Origin of the sequence: Niallia sp. HCP3S3_B10 (assembly GCF_052064465.1) — a bacterium.
In the GTDB taxonomy this organism is placed as follows: domain Bacteria; phylum Bacillota; class Bacilli; order Bacillales; family Cytobacillaceae; genus Niallia; species Niallia hominis.
In genome coordinates, this window is the sequence record NZ_JBQHVO010000026.1 from 1 (window position 1) to 19211 (window position 19211).

The window sequence follows — 19211 nt, forward strand, 5'->3', positions numbered from 1 at the left end:
GGTTTTCGATAGTCAACAAAAACTTGATCTAGAGCTATTTGATTACGTTAATTGGTTTAATAATATTCGAATTCATGGATCACTGGACTATTTAACCCCTAAAGAATATAAGCGCAAGCATCTAATAAAAACGAGTCATATTAAGTAAGAAGCATCCACTTTACTTGGAGAGGCGGGCGTGATAGCTTTGATGGCTGAGCCAGATTATTTGATAAATCTTGCTTCCTGGCTCATAATCTTGCCCGCAGAGGCTCCGAGTCAAGTGACAAACAGCACACACTGTTTTTCGTCTAAGTACCAATTATTTAGAAACTATATGGTATGTGTTCCTTAATAATTTTGTTCAGTTTAGTGTTGACATACCAATTAAAATATAAATAAAAAGTGCCAAAAACCTATATAGAAGGATTTCAAACACTCTATACTCCCTGCTTATGCATATTTTAATAACTTAGGTTACAACCCTCCTCACTCTCACTTACCCTCTAAAAATTTAAACCTTATCCTTTCTCCAAGAAGATGTGTGAAAACCATATCAGATTTTTGATTCACAATAGTAGCATTATAAGCATACATTGTGAAATCAACTGCAGCTAAGGTGACTCAAACACAGAACAAGTGAGCTAACTTAGTGCTTTTCAAAAATCAAATTAGGTGACTATTAATATGTTTATAAGTATAAAAAAAATGCAACTGATTGTATCAGCTGCATTTTTTCGTATAATTTGTTTCCTATTTTTCTAATGGAAACTGTTACTAATTTCTCTCCCTTTTATTACCCACAAAGTGCTAACAATCTTTTTCTTTGGACTTTTTATCTGTTGCTTCGATGAATGAATTCAAATCATTCCCCTAGTATGGGAGGAGTTTTCCAATCTTCTAAAGTTCTAGTCGCTTATTCTCCTACCATCCCGTCGTTATCATTATCGCGCATATATTTGTACAACCAATGTTATATTTAGGTTAGGCAAGTGAAACAGTTGAAATTAAAAGGACCATACATATTAGGTATATCTAATATGTATGGTCCAATTTTATTTCATTCTTCAACTAAAGCACCAGTTCGTTAATATAACCTTTCTTCTATTTTTTTAACAATATGTTTTGCATCATATCCTACACCTTGTAATAAAGCAGATCCACGTCGATATTGCCATGGTAAACCAATGAAATATAACCCTTGAATTTTTGATACTCCTCTACTATGTATTACTTTGCCTTCGTTATCCAGAACCCCATCTATTTGTAACCAAGGAAATTCGGTTTCAAATCCTGTTGCCCATATAATATTGGATACTTTAATCATTGTATTATCTTCAAATTTAATCTTATTTTTGTTTACACCAATAACCCTTTTCTTAACTTTCACTTCATTTTCTTTAATTGCCCGTTTTAATTCAAAGCCAAATATGGGGTCTCCTTTCTTTTGAATTATTCTTCCAAGTCTCGAATTACTGTTTGCCTTCAATATTCCTAATTTATCAAACCAAAAAAAAATACTCTTTCTCATTAAAACTAATGGTAAGTAACTAAGATTTTTACTAACTGCTAAGTAAGTATCCCTTTCCTTAGACAATTCCACAGCTATCTGTGCTCCACTATTACCTCCCCCTATTACTAACGCATTCCCATCCAACAATTGACTTGAATTTTTATACTGTGATGAGTGAATTTGATTAATAGTAGATGGTATCTCTTTTGAAAATAATGGGATTTTAGGTGTTTGGAAAGGACCAGTTGCAATAACAATATTTTTTGCTTGATATTCACCTTGATTTGTTTTTATTAAGAAGTTACCATTCAACTTAGAGACGCTTACAACTTCTGTATGAAAATGAATTGGTATCTCATATCTCTCGACATAATTTTTTAGATAAGTAACAACTTCATCTTTAGTAGGAAAACCTTGTTTATCTCCTTCAAAAGACATTCCAGGTAAAGAGTTATAAATTCGAGGGGTAAATAAAATTAAAGAATCGTATCTCTTTTTCCAGATTTCTCCCACTTCGCTCCCTTTATCTAAAATAATATAGTTATGATTATATTCTTTTAGATAGTAGCCTATCGAAAGACCAGCTTGACCAGCACCAATTACAATTGTGTCATACATTTTTCGTCTCTCCAATACTTTATGATTAATATATGAATACATGCTCATATATCAATCGTAATTTAATTACTATTTATACTCAAGCACTTTAAGAGTTCTATTCAACAATTCTGTCTTTAATAAATTCAAGAAGAAAAAATGCTTATCTTTTAAGATAAGCACCCGTTTGTTAAAATAGGAATGAGAATAAAGCATTAAATGTTCCATTTTCAAACAATATATAAATCCCTAACCCTATGAATACAATTGGTACAATCCAACGTTCATATTTTTCAATTGTTTCCGATACAAAATCGAATGAAGCTAGACGGTAACTGACATAGCACAAAACTCCAACCATAATTAAAAAGACAATAGAAGCAATAAAGATTTCAGACATATTTAAGGTCGTGAAGTACGGTATATAAATGGAAAAGTCATCCGCACTGGAAGCCAATACGATGAAAGTCATCGTCAAAAATAGTTTATTAAATTTTTCAGAGGAGAATAAGGATAAAATACTACTTTCATCTTGATCCTCTTCTCCTTTAATCCATATTTTCACACCTAAGTAAAGTGGTAAAAGTCCAAGTAGTCCGATAACCCATTGCTGCGGAATTAAATTCACAACCCCCTGTGCAACTAAAAGACTTGCTCCTATCACAATTGCAGTCCCTATATATTGTCCTATCCAAATATGTTTTACCTGACCTTTTTTTACTTGCGAAAACAAAAGAATTAATATGACGAGATAATCAATTCCTGTTGCTACATATACCGCAGCAGCCGTCAGTATCGTTGCGATCATTTTTCCATCTCCAATATTTTAGGGTAGGACTTTTCTTCAAATTGAAAAGCCCTTCCGTAAATTTCACACATATAGTACCTATTTATCCTTCACTCTCATCAGTCGTAAACTATTTAATGCTACCAAAATAGTAGCTCCCATATCTGAAAGAATAGCAATCCAAAGCGTTAACCAGCCTGGAATAACCAATAGTAAAGCAATTAATTTAATTCCAATAGCAAAAGTGATGTTAGCTTTGATGATATTTAGCGTTTTTCGACTGAGTCTTACTGCAAATGGAAGTTTGCTTAAATCGTCTCCCATTAAGGCTATATCAGCTGTTTCGATTGCAGTATCTGTACCAGCCCCGCCCATTGCTATTCCGACAGTGGATGCAGCAAGTGCAGGAGCATCATTAACGCCATCGCCAATCATAGCTACGTTACCATGCTCCGATTGCATTTTTTTAATAAAATCTAATTTATCCTGTGGCATCAGTTCGGATTGAATATCAGATACGCCTACATGTGCACCAATTGCATTTGCGGTACCTTGATTATCACCAGTTAGCATTATTGTTTGCTTAATTCCTAACTGGTGAAGTTTTTGAATCACATTTTTGCTTGTCTCACGTACTTCATCTGCAACCGCAATTACACCGAGGATTGTTTGTTCCGTTCCAATGATCATGGCTGTTTTTCCTTGATTTTGTAGGATTTTCACATTGTTTTCAAACTCAAGGCTAAAATCGGAAACATTTAATTCCTTAAAAAGTCTGGGACTACCAATATAATAAGTTGTTCCGTTTACAACCCCTTTTATACCTCGCCCAGTAATCGAAGTGAAGTCTTCCACTTGCACATTCGAATAAGGAATATTATCTTGCTCAGCCCTCTGCATAATTGCTGAAGCAAGTGGATGTTGTGAACGATATTCTAAAGCTGTAATAATGGAAAATAGCTCTTTTTCTTCCACTTGATTATTTAATACTTTAAAATCTGTTACCACTGGTACACCTTTTGTCAGTGTTCCTGTTTTATCAAATGCGATTGCCTTGATGGCTCCCAATTCCTCCAAATAGGCACCGCCTTTAATCAACACACCTTTTTTAGCAGCATTTCCAATTGCCGAAACAATCGAAATTGGAGTAGAAATTACTAATGCACAAGGACACCCAACTACAAGTACTGCTAATCCTTGGTAAACCCATGTATCCCAACCTCCACCAAAGAATAAAGGTGGAACGACTGCAACCAAGGCTGCAATAACCATAATGATCGGAGTGTAATATTTTGCAAACTTATCTACGAATGCTTGGGCTGGAGCACGCTCCCCTTGTGCTTCTTCAACAAGATGAATAATTTTGGCAATGGTTGTATCTTCTACATATTTGGTGATTTTTACTTCAAGTAATCCCTCTTCGTTAAGCGTACCTGCAAATACTTCATCATCTACCGTTTTGGAAACAGGGACTGATTCTCCTGTTATAGCTGCCTGATTGACAGCCGACAAGCCATTAACAACTAGCCCATCCATGGCAATTTTTTGCCCTGGTTTGACAATCATAATATCGCCTACAACAATATCATCTACATGGATCATTATTTCCTGACCATTTCGTCTAACAAGTGCTTCTTTTGGGGCAATATCCATCAATGAACGAATGGACTGTCTTGCTCTGTCCATAGAGAAACGTTCAAGAGCTTCACTGATTGCAAACAGAATGACAACAATGGACGCCTCTGCCCATTCACCGATGATGGCAGCTCCAATAACGGCAACTGTCATCAGGGTTTTCATGTCGAAATCAAAGCGTATCAAATTTTGAAAACCAACTTTAAATAGTGAATATCCGCCAATTACAATTGAACCTACAAATAACATGGAAGTTACGAGGTTATCTTCTCCATTTACAAAGTGAGAAAGGTAACCAAAAGCAATTAGTAATGTGGCAAACAGTAATGTACTATGTTTTTTATAAAATGGTATTTTCTCTTCTTTTTGAACCTTGTTGTCCTCTCTGGTCTCTTTTGTCGTTTGATTCGCCAGTTTTTCAGGAAATACTTTAAGATTCTCGAAAGCACCTGCTTTTTCAAGCTCTTCAAGGCTTGTATTTCCGAAAACATCAATTTTAGAAGCTCCAAAGTTTACTTTTGCATCCTGAACTCCTGATAGTTGTTTTACATTTTTTTCAAACTTTCCAGCACAGTTTGCACAGGAAAATCCCTCAACACGATAAACATTTTTATCTTCAATTACCACAGGTTCGACCCGTCTTCTTGCTTTCTCTGGTACCACTTTAAGATTCTCGAAAGCACCAGCCTCTTCTAGTTCTTCAACGGTTGCATTTCCAAATACATCAATTTTAGAAGCTCCAAAATTGACTTTAGCATCCTGTACTCCTGGTAGTTGTTTTACATTTTTTTCGAATTTCCCTGCACAGTTTGCACAGGAGAAACCCTCCACACGATAAACATTTTTATCTTCTATTAAGGTTTTTGCTGTATTATCCAACTTTCGTAGCCTCCTTCTGATGCTCGAAGGCTTTTTCTACGAGCTGTTTAACATGCTCATCATCTAGTGAATAATAGACTAATTTTCCTTCTTTACGGTATGTTGCTATACCTAGGTTTTTCAATAATCTTAAATGATGGGATGCCGTAGCCGTTGAAGATTCAATAATATTCGCTACATCACAAACACATAACTCTCCCTCTAAAGATAAAACGTAAGCAATTTTAACCCTTGTATCATCTGACAGAGCCTTGAAAACTTTCGCTACATCCATAGGATTCTGTTTAGCAAGGTCTTTTTTAGCCCTGTTTACTTTATCTTCGTGAATACAGGTAACTTCACACATATCTTTCATCATAATTACCCTCCTTATTCAAATGACTGTTTGTTTGATGAGTATAATATATCCCAACATAAGCAAATAGTCAAATGATTGTTTGATTATTATATATTAATATTACAATAAAAAAGATTGGTTTCTAATGTTAGAAACCAATCTTTTTAGAGAGCTTAACCAAATTTTAAAGCATCTTAAACATAACTGCCCCGTTAGTTGAATAAGGATTATATACTCTCAAAATAGTTAGCCAGCTTTTCTTTTTCATTTTCACTTAATTGCTTATTTTCTAGTTCAAGTTCTTTATTCTTTTTCTCCAGTTTTTCAATCCTTCTTTTAAGTGAAGCTATTACAGCGTTTTGATTATTTTCATCCCGTTTTATCCTTGAATCTACAAACTTTTCTTCTTGTTGATTTCGTAAGAAATTGATACGCTCTTTAAGAGCTGAATGGTTATACAGCGTTGCTTTGCTCACTCCAGCTTCTTTCGCTACGCTATTAAAGTTAATTGCCTTAGAACTCTTTATAAGGCGTTTAATAGCTTTTTCAACCTTATCTTTAGTTTCTTGCTTTCTCTTTTCATGTAGCCGCCTTAATTGCTCCTCACGATCAAAACTAGCCATGTCTAACACCTTTCTTTTTCTTACGTTCTAATTGTCTCTTCATGCGGTCAAATCGACCAAAAATAACATTACCTTCTTTGATTGTTTCGTAAATATTTTGGTACCTTTCCAAGTTTTTTTCGTTTGCCTTAACCATATCTTCACGACCATACTCTTTAGATGCTTCAATCCACTTTGTGGTAGTTTCTATAAGAAGTTCGTACTTTTTAACATCAAAACTTGTCATACCTACCGCTAAATCAAAACAAGGTTTTCCATCGTTCGCAGTGAGACAAGGTGGTTCTGCTGCCAATGGGCAATTCCCATTGACCCTTGCTCGACAGGTCCCATAAGGGTTATCTAAGGCATTTAACTTCTCATCTTTCCACAACATATCAAGAATGTCTTTAGGGATTTGTTCCTTTTCGGAGACCTGATGAATTTCCCCATTTAAGTCAAAGGCAAATACACCTTGTCTCACAACTTTCTCAAATTCTTTACGTTTCGTATCATCTAATAGACGAGCATATAGAATGGTCATTTCGGGTGATGCGTGGGCTAATAACTCCTGCACCGTTATAATATCAGCTCCACCATTTATCATTTTTACTCCATAAGTATGTCGGAACTGGTGATTTTTGAAGTGAAATAAATTTCCTGATTCATCTGTTATATTCTTTTTTAACGCTAATTTGTTTAGTTCTTCTCGAACAAAATTCTGACTAAAGGGTCTTCCCTTACGAGGACCTCGGTAGCGAACAAAAAGGTATCTTTCAGGATTGTTATCATCATTGCTGTTTTGCTTGGAACGGTCAATTAAAACTGCAATTATATCCGCTAGATGATCATCAATGGGGATTTTATGACCTATTACATACGTCTTTTCAATATCTGTTGTAAGATTTGACTTTCCATTTATTTTACCTAAACAATCCTGCGTTAATCCCAATGTATCGCTTATGCGAAGCCCTGTTTTGAAAGCAATCCAGACAATTGGCTGTACATCTGGATGAAGGTCATTTAGATTATTAAACAGTTGTTCCAATACATAGTCAGGTATGTAATCAATATCATCCAATGATTTTTTAGGGAGATTAGGAAAGTCTTCAGGATATATTAGACGAAACACCATTTCTTCAGGTGCAAAATCCTCGAACTTCTCTAAAATTTGAAGATCTCTTATGAAGGCACGAACACACTTTAATGCTTGACGAACATATTTTTTAGGATTGGAATTTTTCTTATTTAATTTGGTCTTTATATATTCATTTAACTCTTCTATGTACTTTTCTATATGTTTTCTTTCAAGTTCTTTAAAATCGTTCCATTTTGGATTTTGTTTTGAAATTGAGTTTAAAAAAGGAATAGTGTATGTTCCATAACTTCGAGCTGTACCCCAGGTGAAGTTTTTGCCGCTGATTAGACGACCTTTTAAATATTCTTTAAATATTTTACGGAAATTTTTATTCTCTATATTTGAAAAATCAATGTGATAACCACTTGTTGATTCATTGAATCCTATCCCATATTTTTTATACAGCACCCGTATATCCCATCGGTCCTTCTCCCATTCATCACGGGTGTCTGTTAATTGAAAAAGTGTATTATAAATCCGTGCTAAAAAGCCATCTATTTCCGTACGGGCTACGATTTCTTTCCCTCTCCACTTCTTGATGTAACTCGTCTTTTCTCCTTTACCATTCAACCAAAAGGTCCAAAGTTTTTGCTCTTTATTGATGTCTAAATCAAGAAGGGAAGTGAGATTTGGGTGCTTTTCGTTTAAATACTCAGCCAGTTTTTTTAACGAGCCTGAGATACTTTTAAATATAGTCCTTATTCCCCAACGGTCTGAAAAAATTTGATTGTAGTAAACAAACTTAATCTCCATGTTGACGTTTGGATTTTCGCAGTTGAAGTAAATGTTATTTACTATTCCTTTTCTCTTGTTATATTGCTCTTCAAAATTAGGGATTTTACCAATCTCGTGTATATTCCAAATATCATTGACTAAAAAGTAATCATCATTCACAACTCTTTTTGTTACTTTTCCATCGTTGGAAATTTCTTTAACCTCGTAAGAGGAAAGAGTGGAAGTGATTAAGTCCCAATATTCGCTTTTAAGGATTGAATTACTCTGTATGATATTATCCAATATTTGCCCTCCTAAAATACTAATATCGCTCTAAAAAGGTGCTACTTCGTCAGTAAACCTGTTTGAAACGCTTCCTATTTGTTCTCCACGCCTCGCCTAATTTCAAAGGCATGAGAGGCTTTTTCCCATTCCTTACGAATATCATCTTCGGAAGGGTGAACATATAGGTCAATGGTTGTTTGTATTTGTGCATGACCTAGACGTTCTTGTACAGCCTTTATGTTCTTTGTTTGAAGATAAAATATGGTTCCATGGGTATGTCGGAATAAATGCGGAGTAATATATAGGCCTATTTTTCTTTCTATCTCCTTAAAAGTGGCATAAACATCAGAATAAGTTAAAGGTTCTCCAACGTTCTTACCCCAAATCTTCACAAATACAAAGTTATGGTTAGGATTATATTCATCTAGCACTTCGTATAAGTAATCATCATACAAGTCCATTAGTCCTTGAGAGATGTCAATCTTTCGTTCTCCAGTCTTCAATTTTCCCCCGTTTGGTAACTCCCCTCTATCTGTTAGTTGGATTTTGTGCTTCCTTTGTATGGCATCAAATTGAAAATCCTCAAGAAATAAGGAAAGAACTTCACCTATACGTAAGCCAGTTTCAAAAAGCAATCTTACTAGAAACCTATCCCTAAGATTAGTAGTAGATTTATAGATTTCATTAACTTGCTCCTTTGTAAATATCCTCACTCTTACTTTAGGTTCGTCTAATTTAAGCACATTTTTGAAACGTGGTTTTTCTTTATTTACATGATATAAAAAATCCTTATATCCATTTCCACTGGCACCTTGAAACATCTTCTTCATCAACTTTTCAACAACATTTGATTCAACTAATTCTTCTCTGTATAGATAATCATAAAATGATGTCACTACCGTAAGGTAAGTGTTTACTGTTCTTTCACTGCGTTTAGCCTTAACTTCTTTTTGAGGTACTACTTTATTGCTTTCATATGGATTTCTGAGCCAAGCAACGAAGTCAGATATTATTTGAAAGCTAACTTGCTGATAATCAATTTCTGTTTGTTCTAAGTATGTAAAGTAATATTTCAAAGCTGTACAATAAGTCTGTAAAGTATTGCTACTACTCTCCTTGTTATAGTGAAATTTCATATACTTCGCAACGGGTTTAACTGGCGTTCCATTTGAATCAATAAGCAGATATACTTTTCTATTCCCAATCAATATTTGTTCTACCTTCATAAAAGCATCTCCAACCAATTGAAATTTACGATAGTGCTGCTACTTATAATGTTTACCGTTATTGTTGTTTCTTTAAGGTCCTCGCACCGAGGCTACGTCCTCCAGCAATACAAACAAATGTTCTTGTTTATGGTTTCATATTAAACTATTAATACAATATTTTCAACCTTTATTTATCCAATAAATTATGTAAATAAAAATGGATAACCAGCCCTCATATTAGACTAACTATCCTATGAATTAATATCTAAATTTAACCAATGATCACTTGTTATTGGCATACTGAAACCGGCTGCCTTTGCTTCTGCGATTGTCACCATACCATTTCCATTTGTATCAATGCTGGAAATATCCTCATTTGTGTTGGAACTACTTGAATCGGTAGGCTCACTATCTGTTAAACCAAGAGATTCGTTTACTTCATCAGGATTCACATTGTCAAATGAATCCGTAATGACATTTCCCTTTATTGTATAGGTATACTGATAACTGGAGGGAATTTGCGTTTCTGTATTCGGATAGGTGATAATTGCTTCAAAATTTGTCGCTCCGCCTGCCTTGCGGATCACTTCTTCCATATAAGCTTGATCACCATGTCGGTTTAGCGTACTATCTTGTGGGGTAATATTATAAGCATTTGAGACCCCTCCAAGTGAATCGGCAATGATATGTCCTTCATCTAAAACATCACTTTCCACACCAGGAACCTTCGCCTCGTCGGGATAGTATCTGCCAGAAGATAATACAGGTTCATTATCGTCATCTTGAAGAATGATTTCATCAGCTACAACACGTACTAATTGCCCGTATTCATTGGTAAATGCCCAATATTCACGGTCGCCATAACCAATGTCAACGACAACGTTTGATTCACGGTGTCCAGACAGATCTCCTCCATCAACTTCCATAAGTTTATACCCTGCGAACAGTTCATTATTTGGCTCGGTTTGTGTCTCTTCTACTACTGATTCATCGTCATCCTTCGTGCTCGTTTCTTCTTCACTATTTTCATTTGTATTAACAGTGGTTACTTCTTGTATTTCTGTTTCTCCATTTTTATTTGAAGTATCTTCTACATTGGCACAACCAACCATAACAATCGTCATTAAAATCACGATTAAATAGTTCATTTTTTTGTTCATTCTATGCTCTCCCATGGTAGTTTTATATTATTCCTGCTAAAAATCTTGGAATGTTAGGATTAATTAACAACATTAACCCAATGATAATAGTATATTCTAAGATTAGCATTATTTCAGCAGATATTTATTGGAAGTGTGAAAGATTATCTTTTCAAAAAAGGCTTGCTCTATTTAAATAGCAATTTAAATAATGAAGCATAATTTATGAAATCCCTATAAAAATAAAAGAGACCAAAAAAGGATAGTTACTTCCTTTTGGTCTCTTTTGTTTTTTGCCTCTAATCTTCCCTATTTTAAAGGATCTATTAATTCTGAATGAGCGTTAAAAAATTCAGCACCATTTGCTACTATTGAATTTAGACAGTAGTTGCTGAGTTATGATCATCCGCCCTTGCTAGGTAAGCTACACAGCAACGCCACCAAACATGTCGAACTATCCCACTATTCCATGAAATTATTTAAAGAAGCGGGCGTATATCATGCTCAAGGTGTAAATAGTTTCCATTGCCCTTCAGATAAAACTTCTACCGCTCCGTCAACTACTTTGATTGCAGTTTGATCATCAATTGCATATGCAGGTCCCTGTATCTCGACTGCCCATCTCTCTGCAGCAGCCATGGTATTTCCTGGCAGCATCTCGTGATCTAGATGCGGAAAAATGGAAAAATCAACTATTCTCAGTGTTCCATCACTTCCACTTGGTGGAGTCCAGCCAACAAAGTATTCTCCTATTCTAGGTGTCAAAACCATGCTCCCAGCACTCATTCCCACATAAACTGAGTTCAGTGATGTTAAAAGGTCTGCCAGTCCAGATTGACGCATCCAGTGGCACAGGTAAAGGGCGTCGCCGCCTGACACTAGCAGTACATCTGTTTCTTGAACAAGTGGTATCCATTGGTTTTCGTCGATACTTGGAAGTGCTGTAAGCTCCAACACGCCAACTGACTTCCAGCCAAGGTTGACCATGGGATTCTCTTCTTTTCCACTGATGAACTGCCATGCTTTGACTCCAGGGCCAACCCAAGGATGTCCATACATCGCTGTGGGAATGCACAGAGCGTTTGCCTCAGCAATCGGCTTTCCTAGCATATCAACCCGTGCGTCGTGTATGATTTTGTTATTGACGCCTCCAGATGTAAGCAGAAATTTCATAACCTCACTCCTGTCTTTGCTTCGTATTGTCAAGTTTGTTTAGATTGTTAGGATTGCATCCCTAGCTTAATGAACAATTCGAACATTTTAATTGAATCATTGCTATTCAGATGCCTAGTTAACTTATCTATCCAATACTAGATAAGTATAATCTGTCCTATGCTATAAATTCTTGTTAATTGAAAAGGTGGTGTAATATTCGGTTCTTATCTGCAAAAAACTGTTTCATAATAGAATAATGTTGAGTATCTTCCAATTTAGACTCACTTAATCCTTCTTCTGTAATTTGGATGATTTTAGCATTTGGATATGCCATAATTATCGGCGAATGGGTAGCGATGATAAATTGAGATCCTTTATTAACAAGTTCATTGATTCTAGCCAGCATCGTCATTTGTCTTAAGGGTGACAAGGCTGCTTCTGGTTCGTCTAAAATATATAAACCATTTCCTTGAAAACGCTCGTTAAATACGGCAAAGAATGATTCTCCATGGGATTGTTCATGAAGTGATTTACCTCCATAAGAATCTATAATTTTGGGACCCAAAAATGGTTCTTCTTTATCTAAATCTTCTATATTGGTTGCTACATTATAAAAAGTTTCAGCTCTAAAGAAAAAGTGTTCCTTTGGCCGGTTTACTCCTTTGATTAAACGTAAGTATTCGTCTAAATTTGAATGAGAGTCATAACTCGAAAAATGAAAATTCAATGTGCCGCCTTCTGGATTGAATCCTAATGCAATAGCAATCCCCTCTAGTAATGTTGATTTTCCCATTCCGTTTTCACCGATAATATAAGTAACATTAGGATGAAACTGTAATTCATTTAAGTTCTGAATAGTTGGCAGATTAAGCGGAAAGTTGTCATAAGATAAAATATGGTCTCTTTTAAGACTTACAGACCTAATGTACTGAGAATCTTGCTCTAACGTTTTCAATAAAAAAATCACCTCATTCTGTCTGAATAAAAACTAACTTCTTCAGTCAAATAACTTATATTCCCGTTAAAACATAACCTTATTTTACCATAAATCGTTAAATTTACATGAAATAGAATCCATATGAAACAACAAGGAAATTAGCAGCCACTTTCATTATTAGTTAATCCCCTCATCATAAAATCAAAGATAAAACAACCATCGAAAGGAAGACTGTCATAATAGTAAGTGCAGCAAGAATTAAAACAATTCCCATTGCACTTATACTAATAACTTGAAAGTGAATTAATATAATAAACAGAAAAAAATAAAACATTATAATAAAATAGGAGTAAAACATTCCTTTTTCTCGTATTACTTTCATTCTTTCATCTTTATTCTTAAATTGTGGATGCAAATAACCAAGAGAAAGAAACATAACAGATAACGCAAGAATTAGTGCATAAGTTGGAGATAATGGAAAATCACCTGTCATTCCACCATATAGGAAATAACCACTTTCTATCAATAAAAGAAAACCAATGACTATATAACCTAACCTTGATTTCATATATACTCCCTCCTAATTTGTAAGCAAAATTTATTTATAATCTCCTTCTTCTAAGATAAAAATATTTTCCACATTTGTTTGAAATATTTCGGCGATCATCATTGCTAAAGGGAGGGATGGATTGTATCTCCCCTTTTCAATTGAAATAATTGTTTGTCTGGAAACACCTAACTTTTCAGCTAATTTATCTTGAGACAAACCAAATTGCTTTCTATGTTCACTTAATTTATTTTTCAAATTCATCACCACCTATATTCCTTTACAGTATAAATGTAAAGGAAACTTAACGTCAAGTTACCTTTACATTCTAGTGATGACTATTTAATACAAAGTCTATCTCCTTTGCACTCTTCTATTCTTCTTTCCCAATAGAGGACACTCTTTACTCTTCTACAGCCAAAAAAGGGGCAACAATGAGGAGAATCCACCATATTGCAAAAAAAAAATCACTTGCCCTATCTTGTCGCCCTTTTCCCTTAAACGTGAAATACGATATTTGCGCGTTTTTTCGGACATTCTTTCTCAATATAATAATCCTCTGCCTTCCAGTACCTATTTTTGAATTTATCTAGATTCAGCTGCGTTTCTTTCCTTTCTCGTGAAAACCTAATTTCTTTTGGGCAATCTAAATAAAGAATAAAGTCAAAAAAATCTCTCCATTCTATTCGTTGTAAAAAAACTCCCTCCATTATGATTAAGTCAGTATGTAACAATGAAATTATTTCTATTTGTTGGGTATCCGATTGGGAATTATATGTAGGCAACTGTATTTCTGTTGCATTTTTGAGCTTTTTAAAAAGTTTTTCCTGTAATGCTTGGACATCCCATTGTAAATGATAGTATTCATACCATTCCTCATAACCAGTATGATAACGCCGATTTCTTTCTACAATATAATCATCTATATGTAAAACTTTCACAGAAAGTCCTCTTTCAAGGAGACTTGCTTCTAGTTTTTTTACCATGGTTGTTTTTCCAGACCGGCTTAGCCCGTCTATACCTACGACTACTCTTTTCCCTTTTGCCGTTGGTAGCATGTTTTCTACTATAGCATTTATCTTATCTTGCAAATTAGTCCCTCTTTTCCTTTACAGCTGTTTGCTTAAAATAGCCATCATTCGTTCTCGTTCTTCCTCTTTATCGTTGTATTCAAACAAACCAATCTGATTTCCCCATGGATCCTGGAAAGTTCCCCATCTAACTGGCACCTCTGCCCTCCCTTCTATCTGTAAACCTTCTATTTCTAACTCGCTCCTTAACCGATCCTGCTCGAAGTTAATATCCTTTACGGCAAAGCGGAGCGGTCCGCTTCCTTCGGATGGAATACCTTCTGCCACTTGCAGCCAGCATCCCGGCAGTATTTCCCATTCTGCAAACCCTTCATGGGGAACAAAATCCGGTTCCCTTTGAAAAAAAGTACTGTACCACTTTATTCCGTTCACTATATCCGATACTCTTATTTGATAAGTCATTTCAAAAAACATTTACTCACCTCGTTGTATTAGTTGCCATATTTGCTTATTTTAAAATTATTTCTCCGCACTATTCTATCTTTTTCAACTAATTTCCTACTATCAGACTTCCGCCTATATTCTCTCTTAAGGATAAATTAAGGTTAAATAGTAATAATAAGAACCATAAACAGGACTTTATACTCAGATTTTCACATTAAGGAGGATCGCGGAAGACTTTTTAGCAAGTTTTAAAGAGAATTGGAAAAACAAGATAACTATTTTCCTAATGATTAGGCTAGAAATATATAATCTTTTTGAATATTATATATTTTACATCTAAGAAATTCCAATATAATTATATTGGTCATTCAAAAATTAAATTGTAAACGGCGGTCATAACTATATGAAAAAAATATCAACAAAGATTATCCTTTTATCTTTATTAAACTCAGTGTTAGTAGCTATTATTAATGTAAGTGCCTCTTTATTTATGAATGGGAGTGGCAGCGATACAGCTACTGCTGATCCAAGTATTGGCGCGGCACAGCCAATGCAAACTGGCTTTATGATTCCTACACCCATATTATGGGGATTAATTATTTCATTAATTATTGGTATTATCTTATCTTATATTTTAGGCAAAGCAATCGAAAAACCGATTGTGAAGGTGACGGAATTTGCAAAGAAAACAGCCGATTTAGATTTGGCTGATACAGATGATGACTTAGAAAAATTAGTAGAAATAAAAGACCAAACAGGGAATATGGCAAGAGCACTATATGAAACTAGAAAAGCACTTAAGAATATTACTTCCGAACTGCAAATAGTGTCTTCCACGGTTACTAATCAATCCAATCACCTTACTAAAAACACAGATGAAAATGTGAGCTCCATTACACAAATCGTTAATACAATAGATCAGCTAGCACTCGGAAATTCCGAACAAGCAGACACCATGAGTGGAATTAGCGGGACTTTAGCAGATGTCGTTTCTTTAATTGATGGAATAGCTGCGAAAACATCTGAAAACGCAGAACAAGCTACTCATTCATTGGATTCTATCAATGAAGGCCAATTAAGCGTTGATATACAAACGAGGAAAATGGAGGAAACACTTCTTGTATCAAATGAAGTTAATCATTCTATTAACGAACTAAAAGAAATGATTCATCAAGTTACAGGATTTGTTGGAATTATTACCTCTATTGCAGAACAAACGAATTTATTGGCACTAAATGCTTCTATAGAGGCTGCCAGAGCTGGTGAAGCTGGAAAAGGATTTTCCGTAGTAGCAGATGAAATAAGGAAATTAGCAGAACAGTCTTCCCATTCAGCAAGAGAGATAACATCTATTATCGAAAAGACTTCTGAGAAAACCGATTTAGCTGTTGCAAATATTGAACAATCCAATAAATTAATCGATGAACAAAGAGATGCATTAAATATTACGGAAAAAGCTTTTGATAAAATTAGAACAATGTATGAAGGAATTGTAGACGGCTTTAAACAAACTGCAACTGCTATGAAGACGGTTAATGGAAGTTCGCAAACGGTGTCGAATCAAATTCAAGATTTAACATCCCGTGTGGAGGAATTTGCAGCAAGTACAGAAGAAATATCCGCAACAGGAAAAGAACAGTTACTATCAACTGAAACCATTGCTAGTGCTGCCAAAGAATTAGACATTTTAGCTAGTAGATTAAATAAGCAGATTAATAAGTTTAAGATTTCCTAATAATGATTCAAAATCATTCAAAACACTGAAACAAAAGAGACCAGGTTGGTGGGGACCCTGGTCTCTTTTTCTGTGTTATACAAGGTGCAATTAAACCTTTTTAGTTAAAGGAAACAAAACGCAATCTTTAATCGTCTCCTTTCTTTAATATCTAAAAGACAGCTTCAATTGGAATTTTTCATTAATCCTGACTAATCAAGTATTTCTCTTTAAAACTTGGACTTAACTCACTCCATACATCAAATTTATTTCCATCCATATCGAAAAAGACAAAATTATTACCTGGATGTCCTCTATCCTCTATATCCCCTACCGTTACACCTTTTTCCATTAACACGTAATGAAGTTTCTTTAAATCTTCTATACCGTCTACTTCAAATGTCAGAAAGAAATGCTCCTTATCTTTGCCATCTTGAAAGGCTGCTTTTTCTCCTTTCTGCGATTTAACAAGAAAGAAGCTTTGATTCGCAAAATCCAGAATGGCTTTCTCTTCATTTCTGAAATTTTCAATTGCACCTAATTTTTCTTGATACCAGTTTGAAGCTAACTCTGGATTCTCAACTGGTAGATAGATTGTTCCAACTCTGTGAATGATTGTATTCATCTTGATCCTCCTTTTGGGATAATATAAGATTCATACTTTCATTCGACAAAAGGAAAAGATATCCTTTTTCTTTTAGCAATTTACACTATATCAATTTGGCTAACATTCTTGCTTGGTTAGGTGATTAATTGTGAGTTTGGATCATATATTATAATTTGGCCTGATATCATTCCTACGTTTTATATTTTCGCTAAGGAGATTCATGAACACTTGTAAAACTGCTCTTTTTTATAACGAGAATCTTTAAATAGTTTTAATCTAACACCTTTTTTTAAGCTAATTTAATGATGGTTGGTTCTACTTCACTCAAAATTTCAAAGGTTTCATCCGAGGTAACAATAATATAATGGTCTATATGATAATGCTCACTTCCTGGACCAGGTAGTTGATCATACCAATCTACAAAATCTGAATTTATAGCCTTATATAAGGACCATGATTTTCTGACTGTATCCACTTCGTTTTTACGAGCCTGAAAAGCTGGTTCTGCTAAATCACTCCGCTTCATTTCATCTGCAAATCTACAGGCTAAAATATAATTTCCATTCTTTTCTTTATTAAATTGTATTTGATAAGTATTATTCTGAATATCTTCTAACGTTATTTGTAAGCCCTTTGAGTATTTGAACTCAACTAATTCTAGTGCTCCTTCTATAGCAATGCTAGGAATCCATACTTTTAAGTTAAGCTTTTTCATACTTTTCCTCCTTTTTGAAAAACTCCTTCAGTTAATATTTCCCATCCATTATAACTCTTTTTTTATACAAAAAACCCACCTTTCGTATGACCTTTTCATACAAAAAGTGAGTTTTCTTTTATCATTATCTTTTTAACCATGTTCCCTCAGCTAACCTTTCATCGCTAAATTCCCTAAAAAGATTACATCCTACTGAAATTGTATTACTGTTTATTATACTTATAACTTTCCAATAGTATCACTTCTAACTTTCCAATCCATTTATAATAAACTAATAAGATAAGTAGAAGGATAGGTACAACAATTAATTCATACCATAAATGCCACCAACCCAAATGGAAATATCCCCAAGGTTCTGGAAGTAAAACAAGTGCTTCATAAATGATAACTCCCACTGTCCAACTAGCAATATAAATTACCTTTCTTTTCAAATCGGATACAAAAGGAAACCAACTTAAAAATAGGATGTTTACTGGAGGAATCAGTAATGTATGTGCAAGGACACCAAGCCAATCAATACCTTTATCAAAATACCAATATCCATGGTACTTGAATTCGACCATCACATCAAAAACGTTCTGAAATGCAATGGTAAATATCCAAATACTAAACATTGCATTCATGCTAGCTATTTTATTTTTTTGAAAGGCAATTAAATTAAATAAAATAATGGAAATAAATAGAAAAATCATCGTTTGTATTATTTTCCTTTTTAATAATATGTTATCCTGAATAAATCTAATAATACATCGCTAAGCTTGTTTATTATATGAATTATTTTCTATATGTAATTTTATTCGATTGCATAGTTTCACAACTTGATCATTGTCTCCCATTGGAGCATCTTGCCAATCATAAACTTCCATTGGTCCCCAATGTTCTTTTGGTGTATTTGGATAACGAGCCACAATGTGCATATGGAGATGCTGAACAGAGTTACCAGAAACAAGTGAATAGATATGTTCTGCGTTTTCTGATTCCTTAAGAGCCTTACTAACTCTTGTCATTATTACTCCAAATGCCTTTGCTTCTTCTACTGTCATATCTGCAAGTGAGGGAGTATGTCTTTTTAAATCAATCATAATATGACCTAAATAGTTTAGCTTTCCCTTTCTATCGATATGACCAACATATACATAATCATCTTCATAAATCATTACTCCCGAAGTTTTGATATTGCCAACATGCTTATTACAGATAAAACAACTTTTATTCATTCTAATTCCCCTTTTAAGAAAATTAATAGTAAAA

General features: G+C 34.4%; 20 protein-coding genes. 2 read left to right on the forward strand and 18 right to left on the reverse strand.

What is annotated here, in order from left to right; translation table 11 throughout:
- A partial coding sequence (locus ACTNDN_RS12645) for an IS3 family transposase (protein ID WP_441131306.1) occupies window positions 1-148 on the forward strand: 148 nt, incomplete at its 5' end.
- Between the two features lie 918 nt (window positions 149-1066).
- Here the strand turns inward: ACTNDN_RS12645 and ACTNDN_RS12650 are convergent.
- From ACTNDN_RS12650 to ACTNDN_RS12715, 14 genes are all read right to left on the reverse strand, one after another.
- Window positions 1067-2110 (reverse strand): flavin-containing monooxygenase, encoded by a 1044-nt coding sequence (locus ACTNDN_RS12650; RefSeq protein WP_031538014.1) that lies wholly within the window; start codon window positions 2108-2110, stop codon window positions 1067-1069.
- Window positions 2111-2279: 169 nt separating this feature from the next.
- Window positions 2280-2897, reverse strand: coding sequence for a CadD family cadmium resistance transporter (locus ACTNDN_RS12655; RefSeq protein ID WP_031538015.1), 618 nt, complete (start codon window positions 2895-2897; stop codon window positions 2280-2282).
- 78 nt (window positions 2898-2975) lie between these two features.
- Complete coding sequence (locus tag ACTNDN_RS12660; RefSeq protein WP_035416501.1) at window positions 2976-5390, reverse strand: heavy metal translocating P-type ATPase; 2415 nt, start codon at window positions 5388-5390, stop codon at window positions 2976-2978.
- Window positions 5383-5748 carry an ArsR/SmtB family transcription factor gene (locus ACTNDN_RS12665; RefSeq protein ID WP_031538017.1) on the reverse strand — a complete coding sequence of 122 codons (366 nt, stop codon included), beginning with the start codon at window positions 5746-5748 and terminating at the stop codon, window positions 5383-5385. The genes ACTNDN_RS12660 and ACTNDN_RS12665 overlap by 8 nt, the downstream gene beginning before the upstream one ends.
- A gap of 206 nt (window positions 5749-5954) precedes the next feature.
- Complete coding sequence (locus ACTNDN_RS12670) at window positions 5955-6350, reverse strand: DUF6262 family protein (RefSeq protein ID WP_031538019.1); 396 nt, start codon at window positions 6348-6350, stop codon at window positions 5955-5957.
- Window positions 6343-8481 carry a tyrosine-type recombinase/integrase gene (locus tag ACTNDN_RS12675; protein ID WP_031538020.1) on the reverse strand — a complete coding sequence of 713 codons (2139 nt, stop codon included), beginning with the start codon at window positions 8479-8481 and terminating at the stop codon, window positions 6343-6345. Before ACTNDN_RS12675 ends, ACTNDN_RS12670 begins: the two co-directional genes overlap by 8 nt.
- A 74-nt stretch (window positions 8482-8555) precedes the next feature.
- Complete coding sequence (locus ACTNDN_RS12680) at window positions 8556-9689, reverse strand: tyrosine-type recombinase/integrase (RefSeq protein WP_031538021.1); 1134 nt, start codon at window positions 9687-9689, stop codon at window positions 8556-8558.
- Between the two features lie 233 nt (window positions 9690-9922).
- Window positions 9923-10831 (reverse strand): DNA/RNA non-specific endonuclease, encoded by a 909-nt coding sequence (locus ACTNDN_RS12685; protein ID WP_441131293.1) that lies wholly within the window; start codon window positions 10829-10831, stop codon window positions 9923-9925.
- 483 nt (window positions 10832-11314) lie between these two features.
- Window positions 11315-11983 carry a Type 1 glutamine amidotransferase-like domain-containing protein gene (locus tag ACTNDN_RS12690; protein WP_441131294.1) on the reverse strand — a complete coding sequence of 223 codons (669 nt, stop codon included), beginning with the start codon at window positions 11981-11983 and terminating at the stop codon, window positions 11315-11317.
- A 175-nt stretch (window positions 11984-12158) separates the two neighbouring features.
- Window positions 12159-12920, reverse strand: coding sequence for an AAA family ATPase (locus tag ACTNDN_RS12695; RefSeq protein WP_268817972.1), 762 nt, complete (start codon window positions 12918-12920; stop codon window positions 12159-12161).
- Window positions 12921-13095: 175 nt separating this feature from the next.
- A complete protein-coding gene (locus ACTNDN_RS12700) occupies window positions 13096-13470 on the reverse strand; it encodes a hypothetical protein (RefSeq protein ID WP_031538025.1) in 375 nt (124 codons plus the stop codon).
- A 30-nt stretch (window positions 13471-13500) separates the two neighbouring features.
- Entirely contained in the window at window positions 13501-13707 is a 207-nt protein-coding gene (locus tag ACTNDN_RS12705; protein WP_235252741.1) for a helix-turn-helix transcriptional regulator, read from the reverse strand.
- A 239-nt stretch (window positions 13708-13946) separates the two neighbouring features.
- Complete coding sequence (locus tag ACTNDN_RS12710; protein ID WP_081836652.1) at window positions 13947-14540, reverse strand: kinase; 594 nt, start codon at window positions 14538-14540, stop codon at window positions 13947-13949.
- Window positions 14541-14558: 18 nt separating this feature from the next.
- Window positions 14559-14954: a VOC family protein gene (locus ACTNDN_RS12715; RefSeq protein WP_031538028.1), complete on the reverse strand. Its 396-nt coding sequence runs from the start codon at window positions 14952-14954 to the stop codon at window positions 14559-14561.
- 373 nt (window positions 14955-15327) lie between these two features.
- Between ACTNDN_RS12715 and ACTNDN_RS12720 the strand changes: the two genes are divergently transcribed.
- On the forward strand, window positions 15328-16659 hold the full coding sequence (locus ACTNDN_RS12720) for a methyl-accepting chemotaxis protein (RefSeq protein ID WP_031538029.1): 1332 nt from the start codon (window positions 15328-15330) through the stop codon (window positions 16657-16659).
- 181 nt (window positions 16660-16840) lie between these two features.
- Here ACTNDN_RS12720 and ACTNDN_RS12725 read toward each other — a convergent pair whose 3' ends face one another.
- The 4 genes from ACTNDN_RS12725 to ACTNDN_RS12740 form a co-directional block, all read right to left on the reverse strand.
- Window positions 16841-17263: a VOC family protein gene (locus tag ACTNDN_RS12725; protein ID WP_031538030.1), complete on the reverse strand. Its 423-nt coding sequence runs from the start codon at window positions 17261-17263 to the stop codon at window positions 16841-16843.
- Window positions 17264-17534: 271 nt separating this feature from the next.
- The gene (locus ACTNDN_RS12730) at window positions 17535-17960 is read right to left on the reverse strand and encodes a hypothetical protein (protein WP_031538031.1); all 426 of its coding nucleotides are present in this window, start codon (window positions 17958-17960) and stop codon (window positions 17535-17537) included.
- A 203-nt stretch (window positions 17961-18163) separates the two neighbouring features.
- Window positions 18164-18652, reverse strand: coding sequence for a hypothetical protein (locus ACTNDN_RS12735; protein WP_031538032.1), 489 nt, complete (start codon window positions 18650-18652; stop codon window positions 18164-18166).
- 60 nt (window positions 18653-18712) lie between these two features.
- Complete coding sequence (locus ACTNDN_RS12740; RefSeq protein ID WP_441131295.1) at window positions 18713-19177, reverse strand: HIT family protein; 465 nt, start codon at window positions 19175-19177, stop codon at window positions 18713-18715.
- Window positions 19178-19211 lie beyond the last annotated feature (34 nt).

Bases quoted from the DNA above. Each gene is read 5' to 3' on its own strand.
- ACTNDN_RS12650 (WP_031538014.1), bottom strand. From the start codon at position 2,110: ATGTATGACACAATTGTAATTGGTGCTGGTCAAGCTGGTCTTTCGATA.
- ACTNDN_RS12655 (WP_031538015.1), bottom strand. From the start codon at position 2,897: ATGATCGCAACGATACTGACGGCTGCTGCGGTATATGTAGCAACAGGA.
- ACTNDN_RS12665 (WP_031538017.1), bottom strand. From the start codon at position 5,748: ATGATGAAAGATATGTGTGAAGTTACCTGTATTCACGAAGATAAAGTA.
- ACTNDN_RS12670 (WP_031538019.1), bottom strand. From the start codon at position 6,350: ATGGCTAGTTTTGATCGTGAGGAGCAATTAAGGCGGCTACATGAAAAG.
- ACTNDN_RS12680 (WP_031538021.1), bottom strand. From the start codon at position 9,689: ATGAAGGTAGAACAAATATTGATTGGGAATAGAAAAGTATATCTGCTT.
- ACTNDN_RS12685 (WP_441131293.1), bottom strand. From the start codon at position 10,831: ATGAACAAAAAAATGAACTATTTAATCGTGATTTTAATGACGATTGTT.
- ACTNDN_RS12690 (WP_441131294.1), bottom strand. From the start codon at position 11,983: ATGAAATTTCTGCTTACATCTGGAGGCGTCAATAACAAAATCATACAC.
- ACTNDN_RS12700 (WP_031538025.1), bottom strand. From the start codon at position 13,470: ATGAAATCAAGGTTAGGTTATATAGTCATTGGTTTTCTTTTATTGATA.
- ACTNDN_RS12715 (WP_031538028.1), bottom strand. From the start codon at position 14,954: ATGTTTTTTGAAATGACTTATCAAATAAGAGTATCGGATATAGTGAAC.
- ACTNDN_RS12720 (WP_031538029.1), top strand. From the start codon at position 15,328: ATGAAAAAAATATCAACAAAGATTATCCTTTTATCTTTATTAAACTCA.
- ACTNDN_RS12725 (WP_031538030.1), bottom strand. From the start codon at position 17,263: ATGAATACAATCATTCACAGAGTTGGAACAATCTATCTACCAGTTGAG.
- ACTNDN_RS12730 (WP_031538031.1), bottom strand. From the start codon at position 17,960: ATGAAAAAGCTTAACTTAAAAGTATGGATTCCTAGCATTGCTATAGAA.
- ACTNDN_RS12735 (WP_031538032.1), bottom strand. From the start codon at position 18,652: ATGATTTTTCTATTTATTTCCATTATTTTATTTAATTTAATTGCCTTT.
- ACTNDN_RS12740 (WP_441131295.1), bottom strand. From the start codon at position 19,177: ATGAATAAAAGTTGTTTTATCTGTAATAAGCATGTTGGCAATATCAAA.